General features: G+C 35.9%; 17 protein-coding genes and 1 riboswitch. Of the genes, 13 read left to right on the top strand and 4 right to left on the bottom strand.

The genetic code is table 11. The features are described 5' to 3' along the window. Positions 1-75: 75 nt before the first annotated feature. Positions 76-2,454, bottom strand: coding sequence for a heavy metal translocating P-type ATPase (locus RM51_RS12725; RefSeq protein ID WP_039370330.1), 2,379 nt, complete (start codon positions 2,452-2,454; stop codon positions 76-78). A gap of 90 nt (positions 2,455-2,544) precedes the next feature. On the opposite strand from RM51_RS12725, the gene RM51_RS12720 reads away from it, so the two are divergent. The 13 genes from RM51_RS12720 (at position 2,545) to RM51_RS12660 (ending at position 14,339) form a co-directional block, all read left to right on the top strand. Further along, complete coding sequence (locus tag RM51_RS12720; protein ID WP_039370046.1) at positions 2,545-3,258, top strand: Crp/Fnr family transcriptional regulator; 714 nt, start codon at positions 2,545-2,547, stop codon at positions 3,256-3,258. 64 nt (positions 3,259-3,322) lie between these two features. Next, positions 3,323-4,138 (top strand): 3-methyl-2-oxobutanoate hydroxymethyltransferase, encoded by an 816-nt coding sequence (gene panB / locus RM51_RS12715; RefSeq protein WP_039370043.1) that lies wholly within the window; start codon positions 3,323-3,325, stop codon positions 4,136-4,138. A gap of 3 nt (positions 4,139-4,141) precedes the next feature. Beyond that, on the top strand, positions 4,142-4,468 hold the full coding sequence (locus tag RM51_RS12710) for a hypothetical protein (protein ID WP_039370040.1): 327 nt from the start codon (positions 4,142-4,144) through the stop codon (positions 4,466-4,468). Then, entirely contained in the window at positions 4,469-5,149 is a 681-nt protein-coding gene (locus RM51_RS12705; RefSeq protein ID WP_039370037.1) for an RluA family pseudouridine synthase, read from the top strand. A gap of 131 nt (positions 5,150-5,280) precedes the next feature. After that, positions 5,281-7,347 carry an Ig-like domain-containing protein gene (locus RM51_RS12700; RefSeq protein ID WP_039370034.1) on the top strand — a complete coding sequence of 689 codons (2,067 nt, stop codon included), beginning with the start codon at positions 5,281-5,283 and terminating at the stop codon, positions 7,345-7,347. Between the two features lie 105 nt (positions 7,348-7,452). Beyond that, a riboswitch (TPP riboswitch) is annotated at positions 7,453-7,554 on the top strand. Positions 7,555-7,611: 57 nt separating this feature from the next. Then, entirely contained in the window at positions 7,612-7,818 is a 207-nt protein-coding gene (gene thiS / locus RM51_RS12695) for a sulfur carrier protein ThiS (RefSeq protein ID WP_039370032.1), read from the top strand. 22 nt (positions 7,819-7,840) lie between these two features. Then, complete coding sequence (thiC, locus tag RM51_RS12690) at positions 7,841-9,652, top strand: phosphomethylpyrimidine synthase ThiC (protein ID WP_039370031.1); 1,812 nt, start codon at positions 7,841-7,843, stop codon at positions 9,650-9,652. Further along, on the top strand, positions 9,649-10,233 hold the full coding sequence (locus RM51_RS12685; protein ID WP_039370028.1) for a thiamine phosphate synthase: 585 nt from the start codon (positions 9,649-9,651) through the stop codon (positions 10,231-10,233). The genes thiC and RM51_RS12685 overlap by 4 nt, the downstream gene beginning before the upstream one ends. Next, positions 10,209-10,946, top strand: a complete 738-nt coding sequence (locus RM51_RS12680) for a hydroxymethylpyrimidine/phosphomethylpyrimidine kinase (protein WP_039370024.1) — start codon at positions 10,209-10,211, stop codon at positions 10,944-10,946. Before RM51_RS12685 ends, RM51_RS12680 begins: the two co-directional genes overlap by 25 nt. 3 nt (positions 10,947-10,949) lie before the next feature. Next, positions 10,950-11,564 (top strand): thiamine phosphate synthase, encoded by a 615-nt coding sequence (gene thiE, locus RM51_RS12675; RefSeq protein ID WP_039370021.1) that lies wholly within the window; start codon positions 10,950-10,952, stop codon positions 11,562-11,564. Further along, positions 11,561-12,337 carry a thiazole synthase gene (locus tag RM51_RS12670; RefSeq protein ID WP_039370017.1) on the top strand — a complete coding sequence of 259 codons (777 nt, stop codon included), beginning with the start codon at positions 11,561-11,563 and terminating at the stop codon, positions 12,335-12,337. The genes thiE and RM51_RS12670 overlap by 4 nt, the downstream gene beginning before the upstream one ends. Positions 12,338-12,348: 11 nt before the next feature. Next, positions 12,349-13,485: a 2-iminoacetate synthase ThiH gene (gene thiH, locus RM51_RS12665; protein ID WP_039370015.1), complete on the top strand. Its 1,137-nt coding sequence runs from the start codon at positions 12,349-12,351 to the stop codon at positions 13,483-13,485. Between the two features lie 143 nt (positions 13,486-13,628). Then, complete coding sequence (locus tag RM51_RS12660) at positions 13,629-14,339, top strand: HesA/MoeB/ThiF family protein (RefSeq protein ID WP_039370326.1); 711 nt, start codon at positions 13,629-13,631, stop codon at positions 14,337-14,339. Between the two features lie 60 nt (positions 14,340-14,399). Here the strand turns inward: RM51_RS12660 and RM51_RS12655 are convergent, their stop codons facing one another. The 3 genes from RM51_RS12655 to RM51_RS12645 all read right to left on the bottom strand — a co-directional run bounded on the left by RM51_RS12655 (position 14,400) and on the right by RM51_RS12645 (position 18,269). Beyond that, positions 14,400-16,535, bottom strand: coding sequence for an outer membrane beta-barrel family protein (locus RM51_RS12655; protein WP_039370012.1), 2,136 nt, complete (start codon positions 16,533-16,535; stop codon positions 14,400-14,402). A gap of 67 nt (positions 16,536-16,602) precedes the next feature. Then, positions 16,603-17,418 (bottom strand): DUF5694 domain-containing protein, encoded by an 816-nt coding sequence (locus RM51_RS12650; RefSeq protein ID WP_039370009.1) that lies wholly within the window; start codon positions 17,416-17,418, stop codon positions 16,603-16,605. Positions 17,419-17,435: 17 nt separating this feature from the next. Then, on the bottom strand, positions 17,436-18,269 hold the full coding sequence (locus RM51_RS12645) for a DUF5694 domain-containing protein (RefSeq protein ID WP_039370006.1): 834 nt from the start codon (positions 18,267-18,269) through the stop codon (positions 17,436-17,438). Positions 18,270-18,328: the final 59 nt, after the last annotated feature.

Raw genomic sequence — 18,328 nt, 5'->3', positions numbered from 1 at the left:
ATTTAGTGAAAAATAATGACATTCATCACGAAATACGGGTTTTGGCTAATTTAAAATCAGTCTAAATAAGGGCTTTTAAGCCTGTTTTTTGAAATGCTTTCTTCCCAAGATCCAAGTCGAAAGTGTGGTGAATGAAACGACCGTGATAGAACTTGCTGGCATAATTAATGCTGCGAAAAGAGGGTGCATATGTCCTGTAACTGCGTAGCTTAAACCAATAACATTGTAAAGGAAACTAATTATAAATGTCATTTTTACAATCGTGATCGAGCCTTTGCATACATTCAGATATTTATCTAAAGTAACTACTTTTTCTCCATTCATGATGACGTCAGAAGAAGGAGTAAAGCTATTGGAATCATCAGCAATGGCAATTCCGACATTGCTTTGTTTTAAAGCTCCTGCATCATTTAGTCCGTCTCCCAACATAGCCACTTTCATATTCTGGTTCTGAAGGTTTTGGATATAATTCAGTTTGTCTTCAGGGTTTTGGTTGAATGCCATTCCTTGGCAGTTAGGAATCAGTTCTTTTAATTGGTTTTCCTCAGAGGAATTATCGCCGCTTAAAATGAAAATTTTGTAGTCTGTAAGCTTTTTGAATAGATTGCTAAGACTTGGGCGGTATTCATTTTTGAAGATGAATTTCCCTAAAAACTCATTGTTTTTGCTGATATAAACAGCGGTTTCTAAATTTTTAGATTCCTGATTGTTGTATTTTGCAGAACCAATTTTGTAGATATTTCCTCTCACGTTGGCTTCATATCCTTTTCCAGAAATTTCGACGAAATGCTCAACAGGGAAATAGTCATCACTGATGTCAATGAATTCGTATAATGATTTTGAAAGCGGGTGATTAGAGTTTTTTAATAACGTTTTAATGTTTTGTAAATCAAAATCTTTGATCTCGGAACCTTCATACTTGATACTCGATTTTTTTCTGTGAGTAATAGTTCCTGTTTTGTCAAAAACAATCGTGTCTAGTTTTGCAATTTTCTCGATCGTTAAAGTGTCTTTTACATAAAACTTATTTCGACCTAAAATCCTCATAATGTGTCCGAAAGTGAACGGAGCAGACAGAGCGAGCGCACAAGGACAAGCAATAATCAAAATCGCAGAAATGACCTGAAACATTTTTTCTAAATCTACTGTAGCCCAGTAGATTCCCGCAACTAAAGCAATGCCTAAAATAATGAATGTGAAGTATTTACTGATGTTGTTGGTCAGTGTGTCAAGACCAGTCTCGTGTTTTTTAAAGGCTTCCTTATTCCAAAGCTGAGTCAGGTAACTTTGGTCAACATCTTTTATAACTTCCAGTTCCAGAGAAGAACCAATCTGTTTTCCTCCTGCAAAAATTTTATCTCCCGGCTGTTTGTTAATTGTAGCGCTTTCTCCTGTGATGAAACTGTTGTCAATATTCCCTTCACCATTGATCAGGATGGCATCAACAGGAATGATTTCCTGGTTTCTAACCAAAATTCTGTCTCCAATTTTTATCTCGGAAAGCAGGATATTGTCTTGCTTTCCATCAAAATCAACCTTGGTTACGGCAATTGGATAGAAAGATTTGTAATCTCTGTCGTAAGAAAGGGCGTTATACGTTCTTTTTTGAAAAATTTTACCTAAAAGCATGAAGAATAAAAGTCCACATAAAGTGTCAAAATATCCTGGTCCGTAATCTGTTACGATCTCGTAAACACTTCGTCCGAAAAGAACAATGATTCCCAAAACGATAGGAACATCGATGTTGACGATTTTATTTTTTAAACCGTACCATGCAGATTTATAATAATCAGAAGCTGAATAAAATACAACGGGAACGGCTAAAAGGCACATTAATGTTCTGAATAGTCCTTTGTAATGATCCATCCAGTAATCTTCTCCACCTACATATTCCGGGAAGGCTAGAAACATTCCGTTTCCAAAGGCAAAAGCAGCAATGGCAAATTTTACCAGTAGAGATTTGTCAAGATGATCTACGTTTTTGTCGGCAGTTTCAAGGTTGATGACGGGTTTGTATCCTAAATTGGTTAAAAAATTAGCTAATTCACTTAATTTTAATTCGTTATGATTGAATGAGATCTGTAAGGTCTTTCTTGTAAAGTTGACCTGAGAATATTTAATGTTTTTATTTAAAGTATGAAGGCTTTCTAAAAGCCAGATGCATGATGAACAGTGGATTACAGGGATTTTAAAAGTAACCAAACTGGTTCCTCCTTCTGAGAAATCTGTAACCTTTTCAAAAATTTCAGGAGTGTCTAAATAATCAAACTGGGTAGAGCTTTCATCACTAGGGCGAATTCCGGCTCTTTTATTGAGCTCGTAAAAATTACTTAAATTATTCGTATTCAGAATTTCGTAAACAGACTTGCAGCCGTTGCAACAAAAAACTTTTTCGTCAAATAGAATTTGTTCCTTTTCTATCCCTTGACCACAATGAAAACAGTTCTCGCTCACCTCCATAAATTATTGAAGCACAAAATTATAACAATTTTTTTTGTTTATCGAGTTAAAAAGTTCTATTTTTGTGATAAATGTCATATTAAGATGCCGCAGGAACAACAGCTCGCTATTGAAGAAAGATTTGCCAGAGTTTTTAATGATAAATCATTCAAAGAAAGACTTTCTAATGCAGATTTTGAGAAATACATTAGCGTAAAGAAAAAAATGAGTTTTCAAAAGCACGACATCATTTTCGAAGACGGAGAAATCCCAAAAGGGGTATATGTTTTGGAAAAAGGTGCCGCTAAACTGTCTAAATCGGGAGCTTTTGGAAAAGACCAAATTTTAAGATTTATTAAAGAAGGCGACATCATCGGATATCGTGCATTGCTTTGTGGAGAAAATTTTCAGGCAAAGGCAGAAGCGATGACCGATGTTGAGTGTATTTTCCTTCCTTCAGAGGTTTTCATGCACCTTTTGGAAGTAGACCCTCAGCTTTCGTTTGTAATGCTTCAGAAAATTTCCTACGAATTAGGAGAATCTTCAAATACCATCACTTTCTTGGCACAGAAAACAGTGAGAGAAAGACTAGCTGAAATTTTATTGCTTCTTGAACAGAAATTGGGAGTAGATCCGGAAGGGTTCATCAAGATTTCTTTAACGAGAGAAGAAATTGCAAATATTATCGGAACCGCTACAGAAAGTGCAATCCGTCTGATTTCTGAATTTAAACAAGACAGTCTCATCGAAGTAGACGGTCGAAATATTAAGATTCTTAACCACGACAAATTAATGAAACTAGGTCACGTAGTTTTATAAAAATCATACAAAACTTTAAGTCGGCTCAAGGCCGACTTTTTAACTTTTAAAAAATAGATACATTATGTCTGTTCATTCTGAGATTAAGAAAGTTACCACTGAAACCTTGCGTAAAATGAAATTCGACAAGGAAAAAATTACCATGCTTACAGCATACGATTTTACGACTGCGAAAATGGTGGATGCGGGAGGAATTGATGCTGTTTTGATTGGAGATTCTGCAGCTAATGTAATGGCGGGTTTTGAAACTACGTTGCCGATTACTTTAGATCAGATGATTTATCATTCTCAAAGTGTGGTGAGAGGAACCGACAGAGCTTTGGTAGTTGCCGATTTGCCTTTCGGAACTTATCAGAGTAATCCTGAAAAGGCGCTTGAATCTGCGGTGAGAATGATGAAGGAAGGAGGTGCTCATGCTGTGAAAATTGAAGGAGGGAAAGAAATCTCAAAGTCAATTAAAAAAATTATCAATGCAGGAATTCCTGTGATGGGACATTTGGGATTAACGCCGCAATCTATTTATAAATTCGGAACGTATAAGGTAAGAGCTAAAGAAGAAGCTGAAGCTGAAAAATTAATTGCTGATGCTCAATTACTAGAAGAACTTGGATGTTTTTCTGTGGTGTTGGAAAAAATTCCGGCAGATTTAGCAAAAAAAGTAACAGAAGCGATTTCAATCCCGACCATAGGAATTGGAGCAGGTCCTCATTGTGACGGACAGGTTTTGGTATATCACGATATGGTTGGTATGAATAAAGGTTTCAGTCCGAAATTTTTAAGAAGATATTTAGATCTTTATACAGAAATCACCGGAGCGGTTGCTCAATATGTAAAAGATGTGAAAAGTGCAGATTTTCCAAATGAAAACGAAAGCTATTAATTAATGAGAAACCAACAGTCTACCCAAGGAATTTTATCGATTATTGCCCTGATTTGTCTTGCGGCAGGGTGGTTTAATTTCTTTTCTCCGGAAATCAATAATTTACTTTCACGCAAAGTATTCTATGTTTTAATAGGAATTAGTTTTTTTCTTCAGGCACCTTTATTGAGCAATAAGAATTTTGTATATGCAATGTACGCTGCAGCTGCCATTTGTGTACTTGGAGGTTTATTCATTCCATTAGGAACAAAATTGGAATCGATTAAAACAATAGGCCTTTTAGGAGGAATTATTCTTTCTATCGTAAACAGGCCTACTTATCGTCAGTAAATCATGGAGGAGCAGATTGTTTATGAGGATAACCATCTTTTGGTTATCAATAAAAAAGTCGGACAACTTGTACAAGGTGATAAAACCGGCGATGAATCCTTATTAGAATCCATCAAGAATTTTATAAAAAAAAGAGATGACAAGCCGGGGAATGTTTTCCTCGGTTTGGTTCATCGTATCGACAGACCTACTTCGGGGTTGGTAATTTATGCGAAAACGTCTAAAGCATTGTCTCGCCTGACTCAAATGGTCAAAAATCGTGAGATAAAGAAAACGTATTGGGCGGTAGTAGCGAAAGAAATGATTCCCAAAACTCAAAGGCTGGTTCATTACTTAAAGAAAAACGAGAAGAATAATAAGGCGATTGTTTTCCCAAAGGCAACAGAGGGTGCAAAAGAAGCAATTCTTACTTATCATGTCATTAAAACGTTAGACAATTATCTCCTATTGGAAGTTGATCTGGAAACAGGAAGGCATCATCAGATTCGTGCCCAGTTATCGAAAACCGGAGTTCCTATTAAAGGGGATTTGAAATACGGTTCACCCCGTTCGAATCCTGACGGTGGGATTAATCTTCATGCCAGAAAGCTGGAATTTATTCATCCTGTCACTAAAGAAGAAATAGAAATTATTGCTCCTGTTCCGCAAAATGATGCGATTTGGAAAGTTTGTGAAGATTAAACGTTTTAATTGTGAACTTTTCATAATAAATATCTATTTGTTGTTTTTTTGTATAAATAAATAATTGTTTTTTTATTGTTTTGTTGGTTTTTTTGTTAAATTGTCAAAGTTTTTAATTTAATCCAATTCCAATGAAACATTTTTACAATTTAAAAGTTTTTAAGAATTCCAGAACTAGGAACTTGAAAACAACAGCGCTCTGCTCCTTATTTTTACTAGGTTCATACGCTTCCATCGATGCTCAGGCTAAAGCTTATACTTTTGCCCAGTCTACAAGTACTTTTACGGCTGTTACTGCTGGAACAGTGTTAGCAACAGCAACAGGAACTTCAGCAGCAGCAAGTTTGTATCAGGTAACACCCTATGATGTAGCATTACCTTTTAATTTTAATTATAATGGTACGGTTTACTCCAGTATTAAGGTTTCTTCTAATGGGTATATTACTTTTGGGACAACTGCACCAGGAACCTCTAATTCGACTCCAATATCATCAACAGAAGCTTACAACGGTGCAGTCTCTGTATTTGGTAAAAGTTTGAATACATTTGCCGGTTTGGGCGGGATTACCGGAGATATCAGAACAGAGGTTGTAGGAACAGCACCTAATAGGGAAATGATTATTCAATGGACGAATTTCAGACCTGCTTATAGTACTTCTACTACTTCTGCTTATGCGTTTTCTTTCCAAATTAGATTAAAAGAAACAAGTAATGTTATTAATATGGTATACAATAGTGGCGCTTTTGCTATAGGTTCTACTAATGTTTCTGGAGCAGTTCAAATTGGGCTTCGTGGTGCATCAAGTTCTGATTATAATAATCGTTTAAATGCAAGTACATTAGCGTTTACGAGTTCTACTCCTGGAACTGATAATGCAAGTACTCAATATACGAGTACAACGGCAGGTGCTACATCTGGGATGCCGCCTGCAGGATTTACTTATACATGGACTCCTCCTACTTGTTTTGCTCCGGTGGTAACGACAAGCTCATCTACAACAAATTCCATTACAGTCAACTGGACAGCTCCTACACCGGCTCCAAGTAATTATGATGTATATTATAATGCCACCAATATAGCGCCAACAAGTAGTACACCTCCAACACAATCAAATATTACGGGGACATCAGCGACTATTGGTTCTTTATCACAACTTACTCCTTATTATGTTTGGGTTAGATCAAACTGCGGTTCAGGTAATTATAGTGCATGGATTGCTAGTCCTGTAGCTGTGACTACACTCTGCCAACCTCTAAGTTTACCTTCTACAACGGGAGCAACAATTTGCCCAGGAAACACTGCTGCACTTACGGCTTCTACATCTGCGGGGTTAAATGTTACTTGGTATGATGCTGCTACAAATGGTAATCAGGTAGGAACAGGAACTTCTTTTACAACACCTGCATTAACAGCAACTACAAACTATTGGGCAACAGCTTCAGCATCATCTACAGTTTACGTAGGTAAGGAAGTACCGGTGTCTACCACGGGAAATAATGGTTGGAGTGATGTAGGGTTAGTATTCAATGTTTTAGCTAATACAACTATTGAAACCGTTGATGTTTATCCAATGGGAAGTTCTTCAACAGGAACGGTTACCGTAGCGTTAAAAAATTCCGCAGGAACTGTTCTTCAAAGCAAAACAGTGAATGTAAACGTATCGTCTACAGGAGTTCTTAATACCATTGCTTTAGATTTTCCTGTGTCAGTAGGTACAGGGTATAGATTAGTTGTTACTGGTCAGACAGGTCTTACTTATCTTGTAAGGGAGAGTACAACAGGATATACTTATCCTTATACTATATCTGATATTATTTCAATTACATCTGCCTATACAAGTGGGGCTAGTGCTTCTTATTATTATTATTTCTATAATTGGAAAATCAATACAAAATGTGAATCTGCTCGTCAGCAAGTAACGGCAACAGTAGATGCAGCAGCTTGTTTAGGAACTTCCGAAGCTTTGGCTAAAGAAAATGTAAAAGTTCATCCAAATCCGTTTACAGAAATTATCAATATTAATAAATCGGAATTGGTAAGAACTGCTAAAGTACTGGATGTTTCAGGGAAGTTAATTAGAACGATTAATAATCCTCAATCGTCTATCAACTTGCAATATCTTTCTTCTGGGCTTTATGTTTTGGTTTTAGAAATGAAAGATGGGACTCAACAATCTATCAAGGTGATTAAGAAATAAAAAATAATTCAAAATATTTTATCTAAAGGGCAGTGTTGATTCACTGCTCTTTTATTTTATCCAAAAAACAAAATTTTGTGCATTTCAAAAAAATGTATAGCTTTGTCCAAACTTTAGGGGTGTCTGTTCAAATGAACAGGCTGAGACTTTACCCTTTGAACCTGATTTCTAGACAATACTAGCGTAGGGAAAAGTGAGATGACTTTGCTGTACATTCTATTGTACAATGCTGGGCATTCCTAAAGTGTATTTAAAAATTTAGGAATGGAACTCACAATTAATCACACGCTCAGAACATTTGATGTACTTCCCGAAAATTTGGAAGCACTTATTGCTATGGAATTACCTGAAAAGAAAAAAGGTATTGCCGTAGCACTCAATAACCGCATTATTCCGCAGTCATTCTGGGCGGAAACATTTCTTAACAACAAAGATTCAATTCTAATTATCACTGCTACTCAGGGCGGTTAATCTTTATAAAAACAATCATTATATGGCTCACAACATTACCCGTTCGCCGTTTCCGAACTCAAAAAAAATCTATGTTGAAGGAACAATTCACCCAATCAATGTAGCGATGCGCGAAATAGAACTAAGTCCGACAAAATTATCCAACGGAACTCTAGAACATAATCCTCCCGTTACCGTTTACGATACTTCGGGAGCTTATACAGATGAAAATTCTGAAATTGATATTGAAAAAGGGCTGCCACGAATCCGTGAACAATGGATTTTAGACCGAAATGATGTAGAAATTCTGGACGGAATTACCTCAGAGTATGGACAGGCCCGTCTTGCTGATTCAAAACTGGATGAACTGCGCTTTTCTTACAATCACAAACCGAAAGTGGCAAAAGAAGGGCAGGAAGTTACCCAATTATACTACGCAAAACAGGGAATCATTACTCCCGAAATGGAATACATTGCGATCAGGGAAAACCAAAGAATCGAGCAGTTGGATTCTGTTTCAAAAGATATGGCGTTTCAACATGAAGGAAATAGTTTTGGTGCAAGAACTCCCAAAAGTAAAATTACTCCTGAATTTGTAAGAGACGAAATTGCGGCGGGAAGAGCGATCATTCCAAACAATATCAATCACCCGGAAAGCGAACCGATGATTATCGGAAGAAACTTTCTGGTTAAAATTAATGCCAACATTGGAAACAGTGCTGTTTCATCAAGTATTGAAGAAGAAGTTGAAAAGGCGGTTTGGGCTTGCAGATGGGGAGCCGATACGATTATGGACTTGTCCACAGGGAAAAATATTCATGAAACCAGAGAGTGGATCATCAGAAACAGTCCGGTTCCAATTGGTACTGTTCCGATTTATCAGGCATTGGAAAAAGTAAAAGGAGTTGCCGAAGATTTAACTTGGGAGATTTTTAAAGATACTTTAATTGAGCAGGCAGAACAGGGAGTTTCTTATTTCACAATTCACGCCGGAGTTTTGTTGAGATACATTCATTTAACTGCAAAACGTGTAACTGGAATCGTTTCCAGAGGTGGATCTATCATGGCAAAATGGTGTTTGTTTCATCACAAAGAAAACTTTTTGTACACACATTTTGATGAGATCTGTGAGATCATGAAAAAATATGACGTTGCTTTTTCTTTGGGAGATGGGCTTCGTCCCGGTTCGATTGCCGATGCCAATGATGAAGCACAGTTTGCAGAACTGGAAACGTTAGGTGAATTAACTAAAATTGCTTGGAAGCACAATGTTCAGGTAATGATTGAAGGTCCCGGTCACGTTCCGATGCACATGATCAAAGAAAACATGGAAAAACAATTGGAAGTATGTGATGAAGCGCCATTTTATACTTTGGGGCCTTTAACGACCGATATTGCGCCGGGTTACGATCACATTACTTCGGGAATCGGAGCAGCGATGATTGGCTGGTTCGGTTGTGCTATGCTGTGTTATGTAACGCCAAAAGAACATTTAGGATTACCCAATAAAGAAGACGTAAAAGTTGGGGTTATTACTTATAAACTGGCCGCTCATGCTGCTGATTTAGCGAAAGGGCATCCCGGAGCACAATACAGAGACAATGCTTTGAGTAAAGCAAGATTTGAATTCCGTTGGGAGGATCAGTTCAATCTTTCATTAGATCCAGACACAGCAAGATCTTATCATGATGAAACCCTTCCTGCGGACGGAGCAAAAATTGCACACTTCTGCTCCATGTGTGGACCAAAATTCTGTTCAATGAAAATCACACAGGAAATCCGTGAATCTGCAGAAAAAGGAATGTTCGACAAATCTCAGGAATTCATCGAAAAAGGTAAGGAGATTTATATATGATTATCGTAATCACTCCCGAAGAATTGGTTCAAAACGAAACTGAAATAATTAATGAATTGTTTCAGGAAGGATTGAATTTACTTCATGTCAGAAAGCCTTTTATCAATGCGGAAGAAATGAAGAATTTTATTCAAAAGATAGGTGCTGAATTTCATTCCCAATTGGTTCTACACAGTCATTATGAGCTAGCAAAGGATTTTAATATTTCAAGATTTTATTTCAGAGAAATTGACAGACAGAATGGGTTGTTTACATCTTTTCCAGAGAAAATAATCTCTACTTCAGTCCATGATATTGAAACTTTTAATGAATTAGGGTTAGAGTGGGAGTATTCATTTATAAGCCCTGTTTTTCCGAGTATTTCTAAAAAAGGGTACGGAGAAAACTCTGACATTTTAAATGAGATTAAAAGAAGAGAACATTCTAATGTGAAATTAATTGCTTTGGGGGGAATTGATGAAAACAATATTCGTGAAGTTTTCGACAATAATATTGACGGAGTGGCTTTACTGGGAGCGATCTGGGAAAGCAAAGAACCTATACAAGTTTTCAAAAAATGCAGACAGAACGTCCTTTCGTAATGAGTATTGCTGGTTACGATCCAAGTGGAGGAGCCGGCTTATTGGCAGATATAAAAACCTTCGAACAATTAAAGGTTCAGGGGGTGGGAGTTTGTACGGCAATGACAGTTCAGACCGAGTCTGAATGTTTGAGTTTGGAATGGCAGTCTTTGAACGTAGCTCTGTCAACAATGGAGGTTTTAATGAAAAAATATCATATTGAGGCTGTGAAAATTGGAGTGGTGAAAGATGCTGAGTTTATAACACAAATTGTAGAAAAGATCAAATCTGTGAATGCTACAGCAAAAATTGTTTGGGATCCTGTATTGAAAAGCACTTCCGAGTTTTCTTTTTTTGATTTGAATACAATTTCAGATTTGAAAAATATGCTGAAACAAATTGATTTGATCACTCCGAATTATAATGAATATAAAGTATTAGAGAAGGTCAATCTTTTTGAAAACTCATGTCCAGTCTTAATAAAAGGAGGGCATAGAGAAGATAAAATAGGATCAGATATTTTAATTCAAAATGGACAAGAAATATCCATTGAGCCTAATGATACAGCTTCTGATTTTTATCCAAAACATGGATCCGGTTGTGTACTTTCTTCTGCAATTGCAAGTCATCTAGCAAAAGGAGAAAATATAGAAAATGCCTGTCGAAAAGGAAAACAATACATAGAAAAATTTTTAACAAGTAACCCTACTTTGCTGGGATTTCATTCAAATTAAAAAATGGAAAAATTACAATACATATCTCAAGGATTCACCATAGAAGATCAGGAGTTAAATATCAGAAAAGCTCTTGATAACGGAATCAAATGGATTCAGGTTCGTTGGAAAAATGCTCCTGAACATGAATTCATCAAACTTTGTGAAATTTCAAAAAAAATATGTTTAGACCATCAGACGGTTTGTATCATTAATGACCATGTTCAGATTGCTAAAGATATCGATGCCGATGGTGTCCATTTAGGACTAAAAGATACCTCTATTGAAATTGCACGAAATATTTTAGGAGAAAATAAAATTATTGGAGGGACAGCAAACACAATTTCAGATGTTCTTCAACGAATGAACGAACCTTGTGATTACATAGGTTTGGGACCTCTGCGTTTTACTTCAACTAAAGAACAGTTGAGCCCGATTTTAGGATTTGAAGGCTATCAGAAAATCATTGAAAACCTAAACGAAAGATCCTTAGAAATTCCTAAAATCTTCGCTATTGGCGGAGTTGTTTTAGAAGATATTGAATTATTACGGCAAATCGGAATTTACGGAGTTGCAGTTTCAGGGCAAATTACCAATCAGCCTTCAGTTATCAACGAATTTAAAACCATTTTACAATGAAAAATCAACCCTTAATTATAGCAGACAGAACTTTCGAATCGAGATTGTTTTTAGGAACAGGAAAATTCGGAAATCTTTCAGAAATGACAGATTCCATTATCGCTTCAGGAAGTGAAATGGTAACAATGGCTTTAAAGCGCATCGATTCACAATCCTCAGAAGATGATTTATTGAATGCTTTAAAACCGATAAAAGCTCACCTTTTACCCAATACATCAGGAGCAAGAACGGCTAAAGAAGCGGTTTTAGCTGCACAATTGGCAAGAGAAGCCCTGGAAACCAACTGGGTGAAACTGGAAATTCATCCTGATCCAAAATATTTATTGCCCGATCCAATTGAGACTTTATATGCAACAGAAGAATTGGCGAAATTGGGATTTGTCGTGATGCCATACATTCATGCTGATCCTGTTTTGTGTAAACGTCTTGAAGATGCGGGAACTGCGGTAGTAATGCCTTTAGGAGCGCCAATTGGTACCAATAAAGGGCTGAAAACTGTAGATTTTTTAGAAATTATTATCAGTCAAAGTAATGTTCCGGTTGTTGTAGATGCGGGAATTGGAGCGCCTTCCGATGCGGCAAAAGCTATGGAAATGGGAGCAGATGCAGTGTTGGTAAATACAGCAATAGCTGTTGCAGGAAATCCGGTAAATATGGGATTAGCTTTTAAAGAAGGCGTGATTGCCGGAAGAAGAGCTTTTGAAGCTGGTTTGGGAGCGATTGCACAACACGCAGAAGCATCAAGTCCACTGACTTCATTTTTGTTTGATTAAAGTTAAATATTATGAAAAGTTTTAAAGATTTTTTTGAAAATTATCAGTGGGATGAAATTAAAGCGAGGCTTGAAAAAGTAACGCTATCTGATGTAGAAAGAAGTCTTCAAAAAAAGAATAAAACAATCGAGGATTTTCTGAATTTTCTTTCACCTATTGCTGCTCAGAAGTTGGAACTAATGGCAAAAATGACCCAACAACTTACCCAGAAACGTTTTGGGAAAACCATTCAGCTCTACGCTCCGTTGTATCTGAGTAATGAATGTCAGAATATCTGCACCTATTGCGGTTTTAGCCTAGATAATTCCATTAAAAGAAAAACGCTGACTGATACAGAATTGATGATTGAAGCGACAGTTTTAAAGTCAATGGGAGTGAATCATGTTTTGCTGGTAAGTGGAGAAGCCAATAAAACAGTTGGGATTGATTATTTTCTGAATGCTGTTAAATTATTAAAACCTCATTTTGCTAATATCTCAATTGAAGTTCAGCCTTTATCGGAAGAAGAATATCAACAGCTTCATGAGGCAGGTGTGAATGCGGTGTTGGTCTATCAGGAAACCTATCATCAGGAAGTCTATAAAGAATACCATCCGAAAGGAAAAAAATCAAATTTCAATTTTCGTCTGGAAACTCCCGACAGAATTGGAAAAGCAGGAATTCATAAAATGGGATTGGGGGTTTTATTAGGGTTGGAAGACTGGAGAGTGGATAGTTTTTTCAATGCGCTTCATATTGATTACCTCCAAAAACAATACTGGAAAAGCAGGTATTCGGTTTCATTTCCAAGACTTCGACCGGCAGAAGGAATTATTGAACCTAAATTTATTATGTCAGACAGAGATTTGTTGCAATTAATTTGTGCTTACAGAATCTGGAATGAGGATTTGGAAATCTCTATTTCTACCAGAGAAAATGAGAAATTCAGAAATCATATTGTTTCACTGGGTGCAACGGCGATGAGTGCCGCTTCTAAAACCAATCCGGGAGGCTATGCGGTCGATAAGGAATCCCTAGAACAGTTTGAGACGAGCGATGAAAGAAGCATGGATGAAATTAAAAATATCATTAAAAAAGCAGGCTATGATCCAATTATGAAAGATTGGGATGCTGTTTATAGTGGAGTTTCAGGAAATTTAAACCATTAAGAATATATGAAGGAATTAAGTATAATTAAGAAAATAGTTGAAAATATTTTTTAGCATTCAGCTTATTTTATTCACTTGTGAATACTTAATTTTTCTTCACTTCTAAATAATATCTTAATGGTGCAGATAAATCAATGAATAAAATGAAAAACGAAGATGTTTTCTCAAGATACAGCCGGCAGATTTTTATTGAGGAAATCGGTTTGGAAGGTCAGCGAAAAATTATGAATGCCAAAGTTCTGATAATCGGAGCTGGAGGTTTGGGAAGTCCTGTAATCCAATATTTGGCGGCAGCCGGAGTCGGAATATTGGGAGTTGTAGATTTTGATGAGGTGGAACTCCATAATTTGAACCGACAAACCATTCATAATGAAAACTCTGTTGGGATTTCTAAAGTAAAAAGTGCTAAAGAATTTGTGAAAAATTTAAATCAGCGCGTGAAATTTATTTCCATTGAAGAAAAAATAGATGAGTCAAATGCGGAAGACATTATTTCTCAGTTTGATATAATTGTAGATGGCTCAGATAATTTTAAAACGAGATATTTAGTTAATGATACTTGTGTCAGACTCAATAAGCCTTTAATCTTCGGAAGTATTCTGGGTTTTTCCGGGCAGGTTGCCATTTTCAATTACAATGGAAGCAAGAACTTAAGAGATATTTTTCCGGAACCTCCTTTCGATGAAGATCTTCCGGATTGTGACAGTCTGGGAGTTCTGGGTGCATTGCCGGGAATTGTGGGAAGTATGATGGCCAATCTGACCTTGAAACTCATCACGGATTTACCTTTACAATTCAATCAAATCACATTAATCGATACACTGGAATGGAGATTTCAGACGGTTAATTTTTAAATTATATTGTTTTAAAAGAAACGAGTCAGCAAAATATTTGCTGACTCGTTTTTAATTGTATTACTGTCCTTGGTTCATCACTCCGCCATTGTTTTCACTTTGCGTTGTATTTTTGATCATATTAGGATCCTCTTTTGCCAGTTTGTTTTTGGTAGGAATTTTATAGTTTACAGAAATTCCGAAACTTCTACTGTCAAATTTATTCGATGTATAAACACTTCCTCCGGTTGAACGGGCGATAATCACACTCTTATTCTGATTGAAAATGTCCCTTGCATATACAGAAAGATTAAGCCTGTCTGACATGAATTTCTTTGAGATCGTTATGTCAAGTGCATTGTTAAGAGGTTTTTCAAGCTCGAAGTAGTAGAAATTTCCTCTCGCAGGAATAATATTGTAATTCGCCTGAAATCTGATATCTTTTGGTAAAATAAACTGTCCCATCAAGCTGAAAATCCAGAACCCTTTAGTTTTAATATCGGGCATTTCCTGAAGCTGATACCCTGTATAAACATATAAAAGATTCATTTTGTCAGGATTTACATTGAACTTCATCAGTTCGCTGAATGGAGTAGTGAACAGCATAAAAGGAATCGGCATTCCAAAGCTGAAATTATGCGTTCTTAAACTGTTTACCTGTACCTGTTCATTTCTGATCAGATCGCCTTCTCGGGAAACCCTCTGAACAATCTGATCTTTTACCCAACTTGTATTATAGCTGATGTAAGCATAATCAAACGCACTGATCTTAAACTCTGCATTGTCATAAATCGTAGGTTGAAGATTCGGATTTCCATTAGACGTAATCGTATTGTTTTTTAAAGTCGTGTTGTTGGGGTTCAATAATGACACACTTGGTAAGCTGATCTTTTTGTTGTAATTCAGGTTGACGAAAAGCTGCTTCATCAGATTATACTGTATGCTTGCATTTGGGAATACCTTGAATTTTTTGAATGCATTAAGATCTTTCTGCTCCAATTCATCATTATCATTAAACATTCTCGTAATTCCGGTAATATTGTAGTTTTCAGCTCTTACTCCGGCAATGAAATCAAACTTTTTCAGCTTGGTCTGAAACTCTACATACCCAGAAGTTGTTTGTCTTGTATAATCTAAATTGACAATACTTTTGTCCTTAGTTTCGAAATCCTGCTGATCAAATAATCCTCCAAAGCTTACTTTTCCTTCATCTAAAATTTTCAAAGGCTGCGAATAATCAATTTTGAAATTATACACATTGAATTTTGATGAATTGTCCAGAAGATTAGCATTATTGGTGCTTTGCTGATTAAAATCTGAATTACTATTCGTATAAACGAATTTGAAATCCAGTTTTTTGTTTTTGTCCTCAAACTTTTTCTGATACGTAGCGGCAGCTTCCTGTCTCAATCCCTTTGTATCACTGGTGAAATTACTTCTCGTGAATCCATTTAAAAATTCATCTGAAGTAATAGATGATCCATTATTGTTGTGGCTAATGTCGTAATTCAGCAACAATCGGTCTTTTCCAAGTTCAAAAGTAAAGGCAGAATTCATATAATACGTTCTTCCTAAAGAGTTGGAATGGTTTTTACTTAACGCATCAAATTCTGAATCTGATAAACTTTCACGATAATATTGTCCCAAATTTACTTGCCATCCAAACCATTTGTTTCTTGAGTTTAAAGCAAGGGAATTATTAAACCTGCTTCTGTATTTATCATAGTTTGAAAAACGGTACCCTCCGTTGTATACTGCCGTAAGATAATTTTTTGCAGATTTGCTGGTGATGATATTTAAAATAGCCCCTCCGGAAGTTGCAGGAAATTCTGCGCCGGGTTGAGTAATGATTTCTATTCTCTCTACAGAATTGGCAGGCATTCCTTCCATGAAGGCGTTCAGTTCATTGCTGGAAATATTCAGAGGTCTTCCGTCCATATAAACATCCAGTGGTTTTCCCTGATACATAATTCCTACCATTTCTGAGGCAACCAATCCGGGAAGCTTTTTGATTCCCTCCATTAAGGAACCTGAATTAAGACTTGGCTGTTCCGAAAAATCAAAAATCGTACGGTCCGCTTTTTGTTCAACGGCTTTTTTAGTTTTAGTAAGGGTGACTTCCTGTATTTCTTTTTCTTTTACTTGCGAATCTTTGTTTTCCTGAGCAAAAATGAATCCGGAACTTAATAGTGAGATTGCGAATATTGTTTTCTTCATTGTGATATTTATATATAGTTTGACGAAGAAAAGTGAATTTTGTTACAAATTATTTCCATTAAATAGGCTATTTTAAATAATCAAGAGTGTTTTCCAATAAATATTTAGGGCTTCTTCTTAAAAAATCCATGAAGAATGCGGTGTGGGTTCCTCCCATCAAAATAAATATTCTATCGTTTTTATCTACCTGAATTTGATTTAAATTAGAGAACATCACGAGATTTCTATGGTAAAATTTTGCAGCTTCATCTGCTCCTTCAGATTTACCTTTTGATGAAACATACGTAAGAATATCTGCATTGATGTTGATTAAACTTTCCAGATACTTTGGCTGATTATTCAGTTTAAATAACTGCTGAAACGGAACTCCTGTTTCCGGATTTATTTTCTCGTTTTCCTCAATCAATGTCCAGTAATCTCCCGTAGTTTTTTTATCTACTTTTTGTGAAACCAAACTTTCAATTCTATAATTATAACCTTCTTTATAATCTATTCCATGAATTTTCTTTGCTCCGCTTAATCTTCCCACTTCATAGGCAAGAAGTTCCCTTTCATCAGGATTCTTAAACTTTGTATCCGGATTTTTTATATAATTAAGATAATCGATGTTGCGTATACTGTCGTTCTTCGGAAGATCTTCAATAATGATAATAGTAGGCTTGAATTTTGCCAGCTTTTTTGCCAGTTTTTTTACTTCATTCTGATTGTTGGGATTATGCTCATCAAATTCAGTACTCGTTGCATCTGAGGTTTCTCCCATATGAAAAGTGGCAACATTAAGAACAGGAACGGCATTATCAAACTTATCTTTAAATTCAAACTGTTGTGCAGAAAACATGGATGATAACAATAAAAAGAATAATAAAATGGGGGATTTTTTCATAGTATATTATTTTTTAATTAGAATATTTCTTCTACAGTAACTAGGTTAAATCTGCTATCTAATCTTATAAATTCTTCCATCATCGCTGCATGACCTTGCCCAACAAGAATGACAATGTTTTTATCATTATCTGAAACTGCATTTTGAACAGCTGAAAACATAATCAGATTCCTTTTGTACCATGCTGCAACCAGATCAGAGCCGTAAAAGTCAGGTTCTTTGTTGAGTCTGTTGAAAGTATTGATGTAAATACTTTTGTTGAACCTAAGATCTTCGGCAGAATTAAGACATTTATAAACATCTTCCATTTCTTTTTGTGTGATACATTTATTGGTTTTCTCAGTTAATTTCTTCACACTATCATCAAAAGCTGTAGGATTCACAGTTGAAATTTCCTTTGCTTTTTGTGTGAAAAGATCAAACCTCATCGGAGATTCATAATCTAATGCATATATTTTTTGATTGGCAGATTTCTTGGCAAGTCGAAATCCAAACTGAAAAATTTCGTTTTCCTTATAAAATCTCTTTTGCCATTCTTTTGTTAACGTATCGGATTGATAATAAGCCTGATTGTTTTTGTAAAGATTGTAGAACTTATCAAGCGTTTTTTGTTGATCTGAAGGGTATTCTACAAAGACTTTTTGTGGCTTGTATTTTTGGATAATCTTATTTGTAATTCTTTCCAGCCCTTCTTGTCTGTGGTTTTCCAGAATTTTGATTTCAACAGGTTTTCCAGCATCATGCCCCGGATTATTAAAATGATTGGTTCCGATAAGGATCACGTTAATTTTTTGTTGACTGAATCCTAATGAGAACAATAAAATAAGAACTAAGTAAAATATTTTTTTCATAAATGATTTTTGATGTTTCAAAAGTAGATGTATAAAAATCGCTGTAAAATAGAGGGTAG

This window comes from Chryseobacterium taiwanense (assembly GCF_000813825.1).
Lineage (GTDB): Bacteria > Bacteroidota > Bacteroidia > Flavobacteriales > Weeksellaceae > Chryseobacterium > Chryseobacterium taiwanense.
Note: the sequence above shows the minus strand (reverse complement) of the source record. Positions and strands in the feature narration are given on the sequence as shown.